This is a genomic window from Enterobacter sp. MGH119, from assembly GCF_001037675.1.
GTDB classification, from domain to species: domain Bacteria; phylum Pseudomonadota; class Gammaproteobacteria; order Enterobacterales; family Enterobacteriaceae; genus Enterobacter; species Enterobacter hormaechei_C.
In genome coordinates this window covers 315473-332704 of record NZ_KQ089931.1, presented here as the reverse complement: position 1 = coordinate 332704, position 17232 = coordinate 315473, and the positions used below count along the sequence as shown (strand labels likewise).

13 protein-coding genes, 1 pseudogene and 1 riboswitch are annotated in these 17232 nt (G+C 58.3%); of the genes and pseudogenes, 10 read left to right on the top strand and 4 right to left on the bottom strand.

Going from position 1 to position 17232, the window contains the following annotated elements; translation table 11 throughout:
- Together leuC and leuD are read left to right on the top strand one after the other, a co-directional pair.
- Entirely contained in the window at window positions 1-1401 is a 1401-nt protein-coding gene (gene leuC / locus SK53_RS16300) for a 3-isopropylmalate dehydratase large subunit (RefSeq protein ID WP_003856382.1), read from the top strand.
- Window positions 1402-1411: 10 nt separating this feature from the next.
- Window positions 1412-2017: a 3-isopropylmalate dehydratase small subunit gene (leuD, locus tag SK53_RS16295; protein ID WP_045346590.1), complete on the top strand. Its 606-nt coding sequence runs from the start codon at window positions 1412-1414 to the stop codon at window positions 2015-2017.
- A gap of 58 nt (window positions 2018-2075) precedes the next feature.
- Here the strand turns inward: leuD and SK53_RS16290 are convergent, their stop codons facing one another.
- Both SK53_RS16290 and sgrT read right to left on the bottom strand, forming a co-directional pair.
- On the bottom strand, window positions 2076-3254 hold the full coding sequence (locus SK53_RS16290; RefSeq protein ID WP_045346588.1) for a sugar efflux transporter: 1179 nt from the start codon (window positions 3252-3254) through the stop codon (window positions 2076-2078).
- 121 nt (window positions 3255-3375) lie between these two features.
- Complete coding sequence (gene sgrT / locus SK53_RS16285) at window positions 3376-3528, bottom strand: glucose uptake inhibitor SgrT (protein ID WP_003856388.1); 153 nt, start codon at window positions 3526-3528, stop codon at window positions 3376-3378.
- A gap of 88 nt (window positions 3529-3616) precedes the next feature.
- On the opposite strand from sgrT, the gene sgrR reads away from it, so the two are divergent.
- The 4 genes from sgrR to thiQ all read left to right on the top strand — a co-directional run bounded on the left by sgrR (window position 3617) and on the right by thiQ (window position 8695).
- On the top strand, window positions 3617-5272 hold the full coding sequence (gene sgrR / locus SK53_RS16280) for an HTH-type transcriptional regulator SgrR (RefSeq protein ID WP_045895229.1): 1656 nt from the start codon (window positions 3617-3619) through the stop codon (window positions 5270-5272).
- Between the two features lie 36 nt (window positions 5273-5308).
- Window positions 5309-5409: riboswitch (TPP riboswitch) on the top strand.
- 31 nt (window positions 5410-5440) lie between these two features.
- A complete protein-coding gene (gene thiB, locus SK53_RS16275; protein ID WP_003856391.1) occupies window positions 5441-6424 on the top strand; it encodes a thiamine ABC transporter substrate binding subunit in 984 nt (327 codons plus the stop codon).
- Entirely contained in the window at window positions 6400-8010 is a 1611-nt protein-coding gene (gene thiP / locus SK53_RS16270) for a thiamine/thiamine pyrophosphate ABC transporter permease ThiP (protein WP_032661560.1), read from the top strand. The genes thiB and thiP overlap by 25 nt, the downstream gene beginning before the upstream one ends.
- Window positions 7994-8695: a thiamine ABC transporter ATP-binding protein ThiQ gene (gene thiQ, locus SK53_RS16265; RefSeq protein WP_032608486.1), complete on the top strand. Its 702-nt coding sequence runs from the start codon at window positions 7994-7996 to the stop codon at window positions 8693-8695. The genes thiP and thiQ overlap by 17 nt, the downstream gene beginning before the upstream one ends.
- A 43-nt stretch (window positions 8696-8738) precedes the next feature.
- Here thiQ and SK53_RS16260 read toward each other — a convergent pair.
- Window positions 8739-9394: pseudogene (locus SK53_RS16260) on the bottom strand (DedA family protein).
- Window positions 9395-9512: 118 nt separating this feature from the next.
- Window positions 9513-10358, bottom strand: coding sequence for an arabinose operon transcriptional regulator AraC (gene araC / locus SK53_RS16255; protein ID WP_003856402.1), 846 nt, complete (start codon window positions 10356-10358; stop codon window positions 9513-9515).
- A 337-nt stretch (window positions 10359-10695) separates the two neighbouring features.
- Between araC and araB the strand changes: the two genes are divergently transcribed.
- The 4 genes from araB to polB all read left to right on the top strand — a co-directional run bounded on the left by araB (window position 10696) and on the right by polB (window position 17214).
- Window positions 10696-12405, top strand: a complete 1710-nt coding sequence (gene araB, locus SK53_RS16250; RefSeq protein ID WP_048209786.1) for a ribulokinase — start codon at window positions 10696-10698, stop codon at window positions 12403-12405.
- A gap of 10 nt (window positions 12406-12415) precedes the next feature.
- Window positions 12416-13918 (top strand): L-arabinose isomerase, encoded by a 1503-nt coding sequence (araA, locus tag SK53_RS16245; RefSeq protein ID WP_003856405.1) that lies wholly within the window; start codon window positions 12416-12418, stop codon window positions 13916-13918.
- Between the two features lie 86 nt (window positions 13919-14004).
- Window positions 14005-14700, top strand: a complete 696-nt coding sequence (gene araD, locus SK53_RS16240) for an L-ribulose-5-phosphate 4-epimerase (RefSeq protein ID WP_045330930.1) — start codon at window positions 14005-14007, stop codon at window positions 14698-14700.
- 156 nt (window positions 14701-14856) lie between these two features.
- Window positions 14857-17214: a DNA polymerase II gene (gene polB / locus SK53_RS16235; protein WP_048209785.1), complete on the top strand. Its 2358-nt coding sequence runs from the start codon at window positions 14857-14859 to the stop codon at window positions 17212-17214.
- Window positions 17215-17232 lie beyond the last annotated feature (18 nt).

Below are 17232 nucleotides of genomic sequence, written 5' to 3'. Positions count from 1 at the left end.
ATGGCTAAGACGTTATATGAGAAGTTGTTTGATGCGCACGTGGTCTACGAGGCACCAAACGAAACCCCACTGTTGTACATCGACCGTCATCTGGTACATGAAGTGACCTCTCCTCAGGCATTTGACGGCCTGCGCGCGCACAAGCGCCCGGTGCGTCAGCCGGGTAAAACCTTTGCCACGATGGATCACAACGTTTCCACCCAGACCAAAGACATCAATGCATCTGGCGAGATGGCGCGTATCCAGATGCAGGAGCTGATTAAGAACTGTAACGAGTTTGGCGTGGAGCTGTACGATCTGAACCACCCCTATCAGGGTATCGTCCACGTAATGGGGCCTGAGCAGGGGATTACCCTGCCAGGCATGACCATCGTCTGCGGCGACTCCCATACCGCAACCCACGGCGCATTTGGCGCGCTGGCGTTCGGGATTGGGACCTCTGAAGTTGAACACGTTCTGGCGACGCAGACCCTGAAGCAGGGCCGCGCCAAAACCATGAAGATTGAAGTGAAGGGCAAAGCGGCACCTGGCATTACCGCGAAAGATATCGTGCTGGCGATTATCGGCAAAACCGGCAGTGCAGGCGGCACCGGTCACGTCGTTGAGTTCTGCGGAGATGCTATCCAGGCGCTGAGCATGGAAGGTCGTATGACCCTGTGCAACATGGCCATTGAGATGGGCGCCAAAGCAGGACTGGTGGCCCCAGACGAAACCACCTTCAACTATGTGAAGGGGCGTCTGCATGCGCCGAAAGGTCAGAATTTTGACGACGCGGTAGCGTACTGGAAAACCCTGAAAACGGACGAGGGGGCAATTTTTGATACCGTTGTGACGTTACAGGCGGAAGAGATCGCCCCGCAGGTCACCTGGGGCACCAACCCGGGCCAGGTGATTTCTGTCAACGACAGCATTCCTGACCCGGCTTCCTTCGCCGATCCGGTCGAGCGCGCCAGTGCGGAAAAGGCGCTGGCCTATATGGGGCTGAAACCCGGCGTACCGCTGACCGACGTGAGCATTGATAAAGTGTTCATCGGCTCCTGTACCAACTCCCGTATTGAAGATTTACGCGCTGCGGCAGAAATTGCTAAAGGCCGCAAAGTGGCGCCGGGCGTGCAGGCGCTGGTTGTGCCGGGCTCCGGTCCGGTGAAAGCCCAGGCGGAAGCGGAGGGTCTGGATAAGATCTTTATCGAAGCAGGCTTCGAATGGCGCCTGCCCGGCTGCTCCATGTGTCTGGCGATGAACAACGACCGCCTGAATCCGGGCGAGCGATGTGCCTCCACCAGCAACCGTAACTTTGAAGGCCGTCAGGGCCGCGGTGGGCGCACCCACCTGGTCAGCCCGGCAATGGCCGCCGCTGCGGCAGTCACCGGTCATTTCGCCGATATTCGCAGCCTGAAATAAGGAGACAATCATGGCAGAGAAATTTACCCAACATACGGGCCGTGTTGTCCCGCTGGATGCCGCTAACGTCGATACTGACGCTATCATTCCTAAGCAGTTTTTGCAGAAAGTGACGCGCACGGGTTTTGGTGCGCATCTGTTCAACGACTGGCGCTTCCTCGACGATAAAGGCGAAGTGCCAAACCCGGAATTCGTCCTGAACTTTCCGGAATACAAAGGCGCCTCCATTTTGCTGGCGCGGGAAAACTTTGGCTGCGGATCGTCGCGTGAACATGCGCCGTGGGCATTGACCGACTACGGCTTTAAGGTGGTTATCGCCCCAAGCTTCGCGGATATCTTCTACGGCAACAGCTTTAACAACCAGCTGCTGCCGGTGACGCTGAGTGACGAACAGGTCGATGAACTGTTTGCGCTGGTGCAGGCAAATCCGGGGATTTCGTTTGAAGTGGATCTGGAAGGGGAAGTGGTGAAAGTCGGGGATAAAACCTACAGCTTCAGCATTGATGCCTTCCGTCGCCACTGCATGCTGAACGGTCTGGACAGCATTGGTTTAACTCTCCAGCACGAAGACGCCATCTCCGCGTACGAGAAAAAACAGCCTGCGTTTATGGGCTAAAGACAATGGCCCGCAAAAAGCGGGCCATTGATTTGTTTCGTAAAGCCGCCTTCCAGAATCAGACATCCTTAACCCGGCAAGTCAGCCCAAGCGTAACCACCGAAATCGCGGCAATCACCCAGTAAACTGAGCCATGCCCGTAACTTTGCGCCAGCGCCCCCTGAATCACCCCCGCCAGGATCACGCCGGTCGAAATGCTGTTGGTAAACAGCGTGGTCGCGGAGCCTGCGCGCCCCGGCATTAAATCCTGGAACCAGAGCATGCCGATCCCGGCAACGATGCCGATAAATACCGCGTTAAACAGCTGTAACGTCAGCAAAGCTTCACGCGAATGGAACAGGATCAGCCCCGCGTAGAACACCACCCCAGCCGCCACGGCGACGACCATCATCCGACGCTTTCCGAAACGTTTCACGTAGTAACCCGCCAGAATCATCGCCGGGATCTCCAGCCCGGCAGCGGTGCCCATCAGAATACCCGCGAGCTTGTCGGGCAGTCCCAGATCGCTGCTGATCCACAGCGGCATATCGATAATGTACATGGTGTTGCAGGTCCACATCAGCGTGGAGGCGATAAACAACATGCGGACGTTTTTATCCTGCCAGCCGCTTACGTGGGTGATGGGCTTGTCCGTCACCTGCTCTACGCGCGCCACCGATGGCAGCACAAAGGCTATCAGCGCCAGGCTGATGGCAAAAATTCCCGCCGCGATGGTGAACATGACGGTGAAACCGTAGTTCAGCGCCAGCATGAACGCCAGCGGGGGACCGATGACCCACGCCAGCGAGAGCTGCGCACGCATCACCGAGCTGAACATCACCACTTCCCTCGCCGAGTTGTCGGCGTACTCCCGTGCCAGGGCGAAGAGCTGCGGCATGGCGGTGTTCGCCAGAGAGGCCAGCAGCACGCCGCAGGTAATGAGCGTCAGGTAATGGCGGTTGAAGGCAAACAGCAGCGCGTTGCCCACGGCCATTGCGCAACAAAAGAGGATCAGCTTGCGGCGATCGCCCTGGCTGTCGGATCGTTTCGCCAGCCACAGGCTGACGAGGATCCCGGCAATGGCGTTGACGGTGTAGAACAGGCCCACCCAAAACGGCTGCGCCCCCACCTCGCGGCTGAGAAACAGGCTCAGCGTCGGCGCCTGTAGCGCGCCGGCTACGCCCATCATGAAGGCCACCAGCATAAAAGCGGCGTACACGCCATTCAGGCGTCGCCCCATCGTCATCAACCAGAGCATGCGCAAGTCCTTATGAAAGCGAATCGAAATTGGGTGAAATAGTAAACGAAAAAAGCCAGCAAAAAACATTTTGCTGGCGGGTGATTAGCACCAATACTCAGTCACACATGATCGAGGCGAGTTAGCGAGAAGAGGTCGGTTTCGTAACGTCCCACTGCATCAGATCTTCCAGTATTCTCAGCCGCTGCTCTGCGCACTGGCGGGCCAGCCAGGACACTCCCTTTGTCGCTGAAAAATAGTGCTGATAAAACTGACGTGCGGTAGACCTCTTCATAATTTACCTCCTCGCTTCATCGATAAGGATTATTGGCTTAATATAGGGATTAATAAATTGCTGATTTTTTGTCAGGAGTTCCCCTTTTATGCCTTCTGGTCGTCTGCAACAACAATTTATCCGCCTCTGGCAGTGCTGCGAGGGGCAATCGCAGGAGACCACGCTGAACGAGCTGGCTGAACTCCTCAACTGCTCCCGGCGTCATATGCGTACCCTCCTCAACACCATGCAGCAGCAGGGCTGGCTAAACTGGGAGGCTGAAGCCGGACGCGGCAAGCGCTCGCGCCTGACTTTCCTTTATACCGGCCTGGCGCTACAGCAACAGCGGGCGGAGGATCTGCTGGAGCAGGACCGCATCGATCAGCTGGTCCAGCTGGTGGGCGACAAAGCCGCCGTGCGCCAGATGCTGGTCTCGCATCTGGGACGCAGCTTTCGTCAGGGACGCCACATTCTGCGGGTGCTCTACTACCGTCCGATGAAAAATCTGTTGCCCGGCACGGCGTTACGGCGTTCTGAAACCCACATGGCCCGGCAGATATTCAGCGGCCTGACGCGGATAAATGAGGAAAACGGGGAACTGGAGGCGGATATCGCGCACCACTGGCAACAGCTTTCCCCGCGCCACTGGCGCTTTTTCTTACGCCCCGGCATTCATTTCCACCATGGACGCGAGCTGGAGATGCGCGACGTTATCGATTCCTTAGAGCGAGCCCGCACGCTGCCGCTCTATTCGCATATCGCGCGGATCCACTCCCCAACGGCCTGGACGCTGGATATTGAGCTATCGCAGCCGGACAAATGGCTTCCGTGGCTTCTGGGCTACGTCCCCTCAATGATCCTGCCTGCCGAGTGGCGCTCCCTGAACAATTTTTCCAGCCAGCCGATTGGTACGGGCCCCTACTCCGTTACACGAAACAACAGTAATCAGCTGAAGATCCGCGCCTTTGATGATTACTTTGGCTACAGGGCGTTGATCGACGAAGTGAACGTCTGGGTGTTACCGGATCTCAACGAAGAGCTGAGCGCAGGCCTGACCCTGGAAGGGCCAACAGCCGGTGAAAGGGCGTTCGAAAGCCGCCTGGAGGAGGGCTGCTACTACCTGCTCTTTGATAGCCGCAGCCATCGCGGGGCAAACCACGACGTACGCAGGTGGATCAGCCATATTCTTGCCCCTGCTAACCTGATTTATCACGCAGAGGAGCAATACCAGACCTGGTGGTTCCCGGCCTATGGCCTGCTTCCGCGCTGGCACCATGCGCAGCCAGTGCGCAGTGAAAAACCTGCCGGACTGGAGACCATTACCCTCAGCTACTATCGCGATCACATTGAGCACAGGTTTATCGCAAGGATCATGAGCACGCTGCTGGCAGCCGAAGGCGTGACGCTGGCGATACAGGAAGTCGATTATGATGAATGGCATCGCGGAGACGTCATCAGCGATATCTGGCTCAACAGCGCAAACTTTACGCTGCCGCTTGATTTCTCGCTCTTTTCTCACCTGTACGAAGTGCCCCTGATTCAGCACTGTATCAACCGGGACTGGCAGCAGGACGCCGCACGGTGGCGGGCAGGAGAAATGGATCTGGCCGCCTGGTGTCAGGAATTACTGGCCGGGCAGACGATCGTACCGTTGATTCACCACTGGCTGCTGATCCAGGGGCAGCGCAGCATGCGCGGCCTGCGGATGAATACCCTCGGCTGGTTTGATTTTAAATCCGCCTGGTTTGCGCCGCCGGAGCCATAACGCTTTCGTAATATTCACCAAATCATTACAATAGCGCCGTTCTCAACGGGGTGCTGCATCACAGATGTGCGCTGAGATAATACCCGTCGAACCTGATCCGGATAACGCCGGCGAAGGGATTTGAGGCTGTCGCTCAAAATCCTTTGCCACTCAACCCTGAGGTGCAAAGTGTTAAAAAACGTTCTTCCTCTGCTGGCGCTGTTTGCGCTGCCTGTTTTTGCTAAGCCTGTTCTGACGGTCTACACCTACGACTCCTTCTCCGCCGACTGGGGCCCTGGCCCGGTGGTAAAAAAAGCCTTTGAAGCGGACTGCAACTGCGAGCTGAAATTCGTGGCGCTGGAAGATGGCGTCTCGCTGCTTAACCGGCTGCGCATGGAAGGCAAAAACAGCAAAGCCGACGTGGTGCTCGGGCTGGATAACAACCTGCTGGAAGCCGCCACCCAAACCAGACTGTTCGCCAAAAGCGGCGTGGCGGCAGATGCCGTTAACGTACCGGGCGGCTGGAAAAACGACACCTTCGTTCCCTTTGATTACGGTTACTTTGCGTTTGTCTACGATAAAAACAAGCTGAAGAATCCGCCCAAAAGCCTGAAAGAGCTGGTCGAAAGTGACCAGAAATGGCGCGTGATTTACGAAGATCCGCGTACCAGCACGCCGGGTCTGGGGCTGCTGCTGTGGATGCAAAAAGTTTACGGGGATAAAACGCCGGAAGCGTGGCAGAAGCTGGCCGCGAAAACCGTTACCGTCACCAAAGGCTGGAGCGAAGCCTATGGCCTGTTCCTGAAAGGCGAAAGCGACCTGGTGCTGAGCTACACTACCTCTCCGGCCTACCACATTATCGCCGAGAAGAAAGACAACTACGCCGCCGCGAACTTTGCTGAAGGGCATTATTTGCAGGTGGAAGTGGCCGCCCGCACCGCCGCGAGCAAACAGCCGGAGCTTGCGGAAAAATTCCTGAAATTTATGATCTCCCCGGCATTTCAGAACGCTATTCCGACCGGCAACTGGATGTACCCGGTCACTGACGTTGCGCTGCCGGCAGGCTTTGAGCAGCTAAACAAGCCGCAAACCTCACTGGAATTTACGCCGCAGCAGGTTGCCGCCCAGCGCGCCGCATGGATTAGTGAATGGCAACGCGCCGTCAGCCGCTGATCCCCGGCTGGTTAGTTCCCGGGCTGCTCGCCGCCGTACTGATGGTCGTCGTCAGCCTGGGTGCATTCCTTGCGCTGTGGTTTAACGCGCCAGAGAGCGATCTGCTCGCCCTCTGGCACGACAGCTATCTCTGGCACGTCATCCGCTTCTCCTTCTGGCAGGCGTTTCTCTCCGCGCTGCTGTCGGCGATCCCGGCCATTTTCCTTGCACGCGCCCTCTATCGCAGACGTTTCCCCGGCAGGCTTGCCCTGCTGCGGCTGTGCGCGATGACGCTGATCCTGCCCGTGCTGGTGGCGGTGTTCGGCATTCTGAGCGTCTACGGTCGGCAGGGCTGGCTGGCATCCCTCTTCAACCTGCTTGGTCTGGAATGGACCTTCTCCCCTTACGGCCTGAAAGGCATTCTGCTGGCGCATATTTTTTTCAATATGCCGATGGCGACGCGCCTCTTTTTACAGGCGCTGGAAAACATTCCCGGTGAGCAGCGTCAGATTGCCGCCCAGCTTGGCATGCGCGGCTGGTCGTTCTTCCGCTTTGTCGAATGGCCGTGGCTGCGACGCCAGATTGCTCCGGTTGCCGCGCTAATCTTTATGCTCTGCTTCGCCAGCTTCGCGACCGTACTTTCTCTCGGCGGCGGGCCGCAGGCCACCACCATTGAGCTGGCGATCTATCAGGCCTTAAGTTACGACTACGATCCGGGCCGCGCCGCGCTGCTGGCGATCGTGCAGATGGTCTGCTGCCTGGCGCTGGTGTTACTCAGCCAGCGGCTAAGTAAAGCGATCCCCACAGGTAGCAATAACCTGACAGGCTGGCGCGATCCGCAGGACAGCCTGCACAGCCGCGTCGCGGATTTTATGCTAATCGCATTGGCACTCCTGCTTCTGCTGCCCCCGCTGCTGGCCGTTATCGTTGATGGCCTGAATCGCAATGTGTTGTCGGTACTGCAACAGCCTGTCCTGTGGCAAGCAACGTGGACCTCATTGCGCATCGCGCTGGCTGCCGGGCTACTGTGCGTGATCCTGACCATGATGCTGCTCTGGAGCAGCCGCGAACTGTACGCGCGTCATGCCCGTAAAGCCGGACACGCGCTGGAACTGACGGGTATGCTGATCCTGGCGATGCCGGGCATTGTGCTGGCGACCGGATTCTTTTTACTGTTCAACAGCACCATCGGCCTGCCGGAAAGCGCCGACGGCATCGTCATTTTTACCAACGCATTGATGGCCATCCCTTACGCGCTCAAGGTGCTGGAAAACCCGATGCGCGACGTCAATAGCCGCTACAGTTTGCTGTGTCAGTCGCTGGGCATGCAGGGCTGGCAGCGTCTGAAGGTGGTCGAACTGCGCGCGCTAAAGCGTCCGCTGGCCCAGGCGCTGGCGTTTGCCTGCGTGCTGTCGATTGGCGATTTTGGCGTTGTGGCCCTCTTCGGCAACGAGGATTTCCGCACGCTGCCGTTCTGGCTTTATCAGCAAATTGGCTCCTATCGTAGCCAGGACGGCGCCGTCACGGCGCTACTCCTGTTGCTGCTGTGCTTTGCGTTATTTACCGTTATCGAAAAACTTCCGGGGCGTGATGTTAAAACTGACTGATGTAACCTGGCTTTATGAGCACCTGCCAATGCGTTTTACCCTCTCCGTTCGTCAGGGAGAGCGAATCGCAGTGCTTGGCCCCAGCGGGGCCGGAAAAAGTACCCTGCTCAATCTGATTGCCGGTTTTTTACAGCCTGCCAGCGGGTCGATCGTCATTGATAATGGCGAGTATACCTACGCTCCGCCGGCTAAGCGCCCGGTGTCGATGCTGTTCCAGGAAAACAATCTGTTCAATCATCTTACGGTGTGGCAGAACATCGCGCTGGGTATGGATCCGGGGTTGAAGCTCAATGTTGCGCAGCGTCAGACGCTGGAGGCGATCGCCGAACAAATGGGCCTGGCTGCGTTTATCAACAGACTACCGGGTGAGCTTTCCGGCGGCCAGCGCCAGCGCGTGGCGCTGGCGCGCTGCCTGGTGCGCAAGCAGCCGCTGCTGCTGCTCGATGAACCCTTTTCGGCGCTCGACCCCGCTCTGCGTCAGGAAATGCTCTCGCTGGTTGAGGAGGTTTGCGAGCGCGAACAACTGACGATGCTGATGGTTTCGCATAGCATCGAAGATGCCGCACGCATCGCGCCGCGATCGGTGGTGATCGCGGAGGGACGTATTTTGTGGGATGGGGAAACAGAAGAACTTCTGAGTGGTAAGGCGGGGGCATCTTCACTTTTAGGTATTCGTGAGGTCTGATGCCCTCACCCTTGCCCTCTCCCACAGGGAGAGGGAAAACACCTTAACGGCTCACCACCTTCAACAGGATCTCGCCGTACACCGGCATCAGCGGGTGGCGGATCAGCGCGATCAGCGCCACCACGGCTCCCCCCAACGTCAGCGGGGCCAGCCAGAGCAGGCGAGTGCGCGGAAGATAGCGCGTCAGACGATCAACACTGGCTTTCGCGCTGCGCCACAGGCGCCAGCAGAGCCAGACCGCCAGCCACAGCAGCACCGCCGTGCCCAGCAGCAGCCATTTAAACTCACCGCTTTGCATACCGTCAGGAATATCAATCGCCGCGCCCGCCAGGATACCCGGCAGGAAGTAGAACGGCGGCCAGAAGACGCAGCCGATGATATTCGGCACCACAAACTTCGCGACGGGCAGATCCAGCATCCCGGCCACCATCGGCACCAGCGGTGCAGCGGCTTCTTAAAGCGCCAGCCCAGCCAGAAGGAGATCCAGTCCCCCAGCAAACAGCCGATAATACCGGCCATCCACGCCTGCCAGAAATTGACCTCGCCGCTGCCGATAAGCGCCCCAAGCCCCGCCATCATCACGGTGCCGGGCAGGATCAGCCCGACCAGCGCCAGCGACTCCAGAAACGCCACCAGCGCCACGGCGATGAGCGAATACATAACGGACTGGGTAATAAAATGTTCCAGCAATGCCTGCATAACTATTCCGGTCAGAAAACGAATCAGCGATTCTGCTTAGCGCCCTGCACCGCGTCAAGGCATCAATTGTCTGAATAGTTTACAAGATGCGCCTGAAGTTCACCTGAATGTTTACCGATTATTCACATCCCGCACGGAATTCGCTCGGGCTGGCACCGGTGCACTTCTTAAACACGCGAGAGAAATAGAGCTGATCTTCAAAGCCGACGTTACGCCCGACGGTGGCGATAGGCATTCGGGTGGTGCTGAGCAGCAGTTTCGCCTGGCTGATGCGCTGATCCTCGCGCCAGCTGAGTACGCTCACGCCAAGCTGCTGGCGGAACAGATGCGACAGCCGTGACGGCGACAGGCACACATGCTGGGCGACGCTGGCAATATCAAACTGGCTGTCGGCAAGGTGGTCGCTGATGTACTGGCAGGCGTCGCGGACGCGGTTGTCCAGCGGCGGATTAAGCGACTCGTTGATGGCCTCCATGCGGCGCAGCAGCACCTGTTCAAGCAGGTTGATGGCCAGCAGTTCGGCGTAGCGCCCGCCCGCCTGCCCTGCCTCAATAATCTGTGCGAACAGCTCACGGAACTGCGCCAGATGCGCCTCATCCGGGCGATATAAACCGGTATGGGCGAAAATGGCCGGCCACGAGAGCCACTCCTGCCAGTAGGCGCGCGGACGGAAATAGACCCACTGGTGATACCACTCTTTGGCATCCGGGTGGCGCCCGTAGTGATGGATCTCCCCCGGCGGGAACAGCAGCATATCACCGGGGCGGCAGATAAACTGTTGATCCCCATTTTTGACGACGCCTTCTCCGCGTACGGTCAGGTTCAGGATATATCCCTTCATGCCAAGAGGGCGATCGACGTAAAAATCGAGATATCCCTCGGCCTCAATTGGCGTCAGTCCCGCCACCAGATGGGCGTTAAATGAGTAGCCCGGCAGTAAGGGATCGTTTTGCGGTTCGGCCATAGATTCAGTTCTCCCAAGGGTCCTGAAGGAAACCAATTGTCCATATCGATAAAAGCAGTATAAAAATGGCCCGCGAAAAGATCCAAAAAGCATCACGCCTCTTTTACGTCCGCCATGTTTCAGCCTTTCCCCCTGATTTCTCCGCCAGCACGGGCGGATAAGCAGTAACAAAAGTGTCTATAAGTGCGGCAGAAATGTCCACATAGAATATTTGCACGGCGTCACACTTTGCGTGGCTACAGCAATTTAGTCCATAAGATTAGCGGATCCTGCCTGACGATTTTTGTCCCTAGTCTCTAATGTTCTTCCATACCTGTTTTTTGGATGGAGCAACACCATGGCAATTGCAATTGGCCTCGATTTTGGCAGCGACTCAGTTCGCGCGCTGGCAGTGGACTGTACGACTGGCCAGGAGATAGCAACCAGCGTTGAGTGGTATCCGCGCTGGCAAGAGGGGCGCTACTGCGATGCGCCAAACAACCAGTTCCGTCACCACCCGCGGGACTACATCGAGTCGATGGAAGCGGCGATCAAAACCGTTCTGGCGGAGTTGACCGACGCCCAGCGGGCCGATGTCGTGGGGATTGGCGTCGACAGCACCGGCTCAACGCCTGCCCCTGTCGATGCCGAAGGCCGCGTACTGGCGCTGCTACCGGAGTTTGCCGACAACCCGAACGCCATGTTTGTGCTGTGGAAAGACCATACCGCCGTGGAAGAGGCGGAAGCCATCACCCGCTTATGCCATCAGCCGGGCAAAAATGACTACTCCCGCTACATCGGCGGGATTTACTCCAGCGAGTGGTTCTGGGCCAAGATCCTGCACGTTACCCGCGCGGACGCGTCGGTCGCACAGGCAGCGGCGTCATGGATTGAGCTGTGCGACTGGGTTCCCGCCCTGCTCTCCGGCACCACGCGTCCGCAGGATATTCGCCGCGGCCGTTGCAGCGCCGGGCATAAATCGCTGTGGCATGACAGCTGGGGTGGTCTGCCTCCGGCAGCGTTCTTCGATGAACTCGACCCGATCATCAACAAAAACCTGACATACCCGCTGTTCACCGACACCTTCACCGCCGATATTCCGGTCGGCACGCTCTGCGAAGAGTGGGCGAAACGCCTCGGTCTGCCGCAAAACGTGACCATTTCCGGCGGCGCGTTCGACTGCCATATGGGGGCCGTGGGCGCGGGTGCGCAGCCCAACACGCTGGTGAAAGTTATCGGCACCTCCACCTGTGACATTCTGACGGCAGATAAAGCCAGCGTCGGCGACCGCGCGGTGAAAGGCATCTGCGGTCAGGTTGACGGCAGCGTGGTGCCTGATTTTATCGGCCTTGAAGCGGGCCAGTCCGCCTTCGGTGATATCTATGCCTGGTTTGGCCGCGTGCTCGGCTGGCCGCTGGATCAGCTGGCTGCCGCGCATCCTGAACTGAAAACGCAGATTACGGCGAGCAAAAAACAGCTCCTGCCGCAGCTCACCGACGCCTGGGCAAAAAATCCGTCTCTCGACCACCTGCCGGTGGTGCTGGACTGGTTCAACGGCCGTCGTACGCCGTTTGCCAACCAGCGTCTGAAAGGAGTGATTACCGATCTCAACCTCGCGACCGACGCGCCCGCGCTGTTTGGCGGCCTGATCGCCGCCACCGCGTTCGGCGCGCGCGCCATCATGGAGTGCTTCATCGACCAGGGCATTGACGTGAACAACGTGATGGCGCTGGGCGGGATCGCCCGTAAAAATCCGGTGATTATGCAGGCCTGCTGCGACGTGCTGAACCGGCCGCTGCAAATTGTGGCCTCCGATCAGTGCTGTGCGCTGGGTGCCGCGATTTTCGCTGCCGTGGCCGCAGGCGTCCATGCGGATATCCCGACCGCGCAACAGCATATGGCGAGCGCCGTCGAAAATACGCTCCATCCGCAGACTCAGCAGGCACAACGCTTTGAACAGCTTTATCAGCGCTACCAGCAATGGGCAAAAAGCGCCGAACTTCACTATCTCCCTGTCGCCGCCCCGGCCAAAAGCACCGCGGACACTACGGCAACCCTGACACATTAAGGACACGATAATGACCATTTTTAATAATTATGAAGTGTGGTTTGTGATTGGCAGCCAGCATTTGTACGGACCGGAAGCGTTGCAGCAGGTGACGAAACACGCGGAGCACGTTGTGAATGCGCTGAACGCGGAAGCCAAACTGCCGTGCAAACTGGTGCTGAAGCCGCTGGGGACTACCCCGGACGAAATCACCAACATTTGCCGCGATGCCAATTACGATGACAAATGCGCTGGCCTGGTGGTGTGGCTGCACACCTTCTCGCCAGCCAAAATGTGGATCAACGGCCTGGCTATCCTCAACAAACCGCTGTTGCAATTCCACACGCAGTTCAACGCCTCCCTGCCGTGGGACAGCATCGACATGGACTTCATGAACCTGAACCAGACCGCGCACGGCGGCCGCGAGTTCGGCTTCATCGGCGCGCGCATGCGTCAACAGCATGCCGTGGTGACCGGCCACTGGCAGGATGGCCAGGCACAAAAACGCATTGGCTCCTGGATGCGTCAGGCGGTATCTAAGCAGGATACCCGTCACCTGAAAGTGGTGCGTTTCGGCGACAACATGCGCGAAGTGGCGGTCACCGACGGTGATAAAGTGGCCGCGCAGATTAAATTTGGCTTTTCCGTCAACACCTGGGCGGTGGGCGACCTGGTGCAGGTGGTGAATGACATCAGCGATGGCGACGTTAACGCGCTGGTGGACGAGTACGAAAGCAGCTACCGTCTGACGCCTGCGGCACAAATCAACGGCGACAAGCGCCAGAATGTGCTGGACGCGGCGCGCATCGAGCTGGGCATGAAGCGCTTCCTGGAACAGGGCGGCTTCCACGCTTTTACCACCACCTTTGAAGACCTCCACGGTCTGAAACAGCTGCCGGGTCTGGCGGTACAACGTCTGATGCAGCAGGGCTACGGCTTTGCGGGCGAAGGCGACTGGAAAACTGCCGCTCTGCTTCGCATCATGAAGGTGATGTCGACCGGTCTACAGGGCGGCACCTCTTTTATGGAGGACTACACCTACCACTTCGAGAACGGCAACGATCTGGTGCTCGGCTCGCACATGCTGGAAGTGTGTCCATCCATCGCGGTTGAAGAGAAACCGATCCTCGACGTGCAGTACCTCGGCATTGGCGGCAAAGCGGATCCGGCCCGTCTGATCTTCAACACCCGTACCGGCCCGGCCATTAACGCCAGCCTGATCGACCTCGGCGACCGTTTCCGCCTGCTGGTGAACTGCGTCGATGCGGTGGAAACTCCGCATTCTCTGCCGAAACTGCCGGTCGCCAACGCCTTGTGGAAAGCGCAGCCTGACCTGCCAACCGCGTCGGAAGCCTGGATCCTGGCCGGCGGCGCGCACCACACCGTATTCAGCCACGCGCTTGACCTGAACGATATGCGTCAGTTTGCCGAGCTGCACGACATCGAACTGACCGTGATTGATAACGATACCCGTCTGCCAGCCTTTAAAGACGCGCTGCGCTGGAACGAAGTCTATTACGGTTCAAAACGCTAAGCCCTGAATGCCCGGTGGCACTTCGTTTACCGGGCCTACGGTTCTGTAGGCCGGATAAGCGAAGCGCCATCCGGCAGGAGACGACAATGTTAGAAGATCTCAAACGTCAGGTACTCGAAGCCAACCTGGCGCTGCCAAAACATAACCTGGTGACCCTGACCTGGGGCAACGTCAGCGCCGTTGACCGGGAAAAAGGGGTGTTCGTGATCAAGCCTTCCGGCGTGGATTACACGGTAATGACCGCAGAAGACATGGTGGTGGTCAGCATCGAAACGGGTGAAGTGGTTGAAGGCAATAAAAAGCCCTCCTCCGATACGCCCACTCACCGCCTGCTGTATCAGGCCTTCCCGACCATCGGTGGGATTGTGCATACCCATTCGCGTCACGCGACCATCTGGGCGCAGGCGGGCCAGCCTATTCCGGCGACCGGCACCACCCACGCGGACTACTTTTACGGCACCATTCCCTGCACGCGTCTGATGACCGATGCGGAGATCAACGGTGAGTACGAATGGGAAACCGGGAACGTGATCGTCGAAACCTTCGAAAAACAGGGAATCGACGCGGCGCAAATGCCCGGCGTGCTGGTGCACTCCCACGGCCCGTTTGCCTGGGGTAAAAACGCGGAGGACGCTGTGCACAACGCGATCGTGCTGGAGGAAGTCGCCTATATGGGGATCTTCTGCCGCCAGATGGCACCGCAGCTGCCGGACATGCAGCAAACCCTGCTGGATAAGCATTACCTGCGTAAGCACGGTGCGAAAGCCTACTACGGGCAGTAAACCTTTGCCCGGTGGCGCTGCGCTTACCGTGACTGCGGAACCTCTAGGCCGGATAAGCGCAGCGCCATCCGACTGAACAGGCACTGTATAAAACCCCAGCAAACACCCCTCAACCAGGCTATAATCAGGCCTGGTTTTGTTTTATGGGATAACGCCGTGACGCAGGCGCAAGAAGGCTTTTTACTGACCAGACACTGGCGGGATACCCCTCAGGGTACTGAGGTTGAATTCTGGCTGGCAACGGACAACGGCCCGCTAAACGTTACGCTCCCGCCGCAGGAGTCCGTGGCCTTTATTCCTGAAGCTCACGTCGAGAAAGTGAAACAAATGCTGCGCGGCGAAAACGGCTGGCGCATAACCCCGCTTGAACTGAAAGATTTCCACCGCCAGCCGGTTTACGGCCTCTATTGCCGCGCCCATCGCCAGTTAATGCGCTATGAAAAACTGCTCCGTGAAGCGGGCGTGACGCTTTACGAGGCCGACATTCGCCCGCCTGAACGCTTTCTGATGGAGCGGTTTATCACCGCCCCCGTCTGGGTAGATGGCACCGCGCAAAATGGCAGGATCGTTAACGCGCGCCTCAAGCCTAGCCCGAATTATCGCCCCCCGCTCAAGTGGGTCTCGCTGGATATCGAAACCACCCGCCACGGCGAACTGTACTGCATTGGTCTGGAAGGCTGTGGGCAGCGGGTTGTCTATATGCTCGGGCCGCCAAACGGCGATGCGTCCGCGCTGGATTTTAATCTGGAGTACGTCAACAGCCGCCCGCAACTGCTGGAGAAGCTTAACCAGTGGTTTGCCGAGCACGATCCGGATGTTCTGATCGGCTGGAACGTAGTGCAGTTTGACCTGCGCGTGCTGCAAAAACATGCCGAGCGTTACCGTATCCCGCTGATGCTGGGGCGCGGAAACAGCGAGCTGGAGTGGCGCGAGCATGGTTTTAAGAACGGTATTTTCTTCGCGCAGGCCAATGGTCGCCTGATTATCGACGGCATCGAGGCGCTGAAATCCGCCTTCTGGAACTTCTCTTCCTTCTCGCTGGAAGCGGTCGCCCAGGAACTGCTCGGCGAAGGTAAATCCATCGACAATCCCTGGGACCGAATGGACGAGATCGACCGGCGCTTTAATGAAGACAAACCCGCGCTCGCCACCTATAACCTGAAAGATTGCGAGCTGGTGACGCAGATCTTCCACAAAACCGAGATCATGCCCTTCCTGCTGGAGCGGGCGACGGTGAACGGCCTTGCGGTCGACAGGCACGGCGGCTCGGTAGCGGCCTTCAGCCACCTCTATTTCCCGCGGATGCACCGGGCGGGCTATGTCGCCCCTAACCTCGGCGACGTGCCGCCGCAGGCCAGCCCCGGCGGTTACGTGATGGATTCACGGCCCGGGCTGTATGACTCGGTGCTGGTGCTGGATTATAAAAGCCTGTATCCGTCCATTATCCGCACGTTTCTGATTGATCCGGTGGGGCTGGTGGAGGGGATGGCGCAGCCAGACGATGCGCACAGCACCGAAGGTTTTCTTGGAGCACGCTTCTCGCGGGAAAAACACTGCCTGCCCGAAATTGTGGGAAACATCTGGCACGGCCGCGATGAGGCCAAGCGCCACGGCAACAAGCCGCTCTCACAGGCGCTGAAAATCATTATGAACGCCTTTTACGGCGTGCTGGGTACCAGTGCCTGCCGCTTCTTTGATCCCCGTCTGGCGTCGTCCATCACCATGCGCGGGCACGAGATTATGCGCCAGACCAAAGCGCTGATTGAATCCCGGGGCTATGATGTGATTTATGGCGATACAGACTCCACCTTTGTCTGGCTGAAAGCCGCCCATTCGGAAGACGACGCCGCACAAATCGGCAAAGATCTGGTCGCCTTTGTGAACGACTGGTGGCGCGAAAGTTTGCAAAAAGAGCGGTTAACCAGCGCGTTAGAGCTGGAGTTTGAAACCCATTTTGCCCGCTTTTTAATGCCGACCATTCGCGGAACCGACCAGGGCAGCAAGAAGCGCTACGCCGGGCTGATTCAGGAAGGTGACACGCAGCGGATGGTGTTTAAAGGGCTGGAGACAGTGCGCACCGACTGGACGCCGCTGGCACAGCAGTTCCAGCAGACGCTCTACCTGCGGGTGTTCCGTAATGAGCCTTATCAGGATTATGTGCGCGACACCATCGCCAGCCTGATGGCGGGTGAACTGGATGACCAACTGGTGTATCGCAAGCGCCTGCGCCGCCCGCTGGCCGAATATCAACGTAACGTTCCTCCCCACGTACGCGCCGCGCGGCTGGCGGATGAAGAGAACGTTCGCCGGGGCCGTGCGCCGCAGTTTCAGAACCGGGGAACGATCAAATACGTCTGGACCACTAACGGCCCGGAACCCGTTGATTACCAGCAGTCTCCGCTTGATTACGATCACTACCTGACCCGCCAGCTTCAGCCGGTTGCGGAGGGAATTTTACCGTTCATCAATGACGACTTTGCTACACTAGTGACAGGACAACTTGGGCTATTTTGACGCGTGACGAAACCGTTG

Bases quoted from the DNA above. Each gene is read 5' to 3' on its own strand.
- araC (WP_003856402.1), bottom strand. From the start codon at position 10,358: ATGGCCGAACCGCAAAACGATCCCTTACTGCCGGGCTACTCATTTAAC.
- leuC (WP_003856382.1), top strand. From the start codon at position 1: ATGGCTAAGACGTTATATGAGAAGTTGTTTGATGCGCACGTGGTCTAC.
- araD (WP_045330930.1), top strand. From the start codon at position 14,005: ATGTTAGAAGATCTCAAACGTCAGGTACTCGAAGCCAACCTGGCGCTG.
- sgrR (WP_045895229.1), top strand. From the start codon at position 3,617: ATGCCTTCTGGTCGTCTGCAACAACAATTTATCCGCCTCTGGCAGTGC.
- araA (WP_003856405.1), top strand. From the start codon at position 12,416: ATGACCATTTTTAATAATTATGAAGTGTGGTTTGTGATTGGCAGCCAG.
- sgrT (WP_003856388.1), bottom strand. From the start codon at position 3,528: ATGAAGAGGTCTACCGCACGTCAGTTTTATCAGCACTATTTTTCAGCG.
- thiQ (WP_032608486.1), top strand. From the start codon at position 7,994: ATGTTAAAACTGACTGATGTAACCTGGCTTTATGAGCACCTGCCAATG.
- SK53_RS16290 (WP_045346588.1), bottom strand. From the start codon at position 3,254: ATGCTCTGGTTGATGACGATGGGGCGACGCCTGAATGGCGTGTACGCC.
- araB (WP_048209786.1), top strand. From the start codon at position 10,696: ATGGCAATTGCAATTGGCCTCGATTTTGGCAGCGACTCAGTTCGCGCG.
- thiP (WP_032661560.1), top strand. From the start codon at position 6,400: ATGGCAACGCGCCGTCAGCCGCTGATCCCCGGCTGGTTAGTTCCCGGG.
- leuD (WP_045346590.1), top strand. From the start codon at position 1,412: ATGGCAGAGAAATTTACCCAACATACGGGCCGTGTTGTCCCGCTGGAT.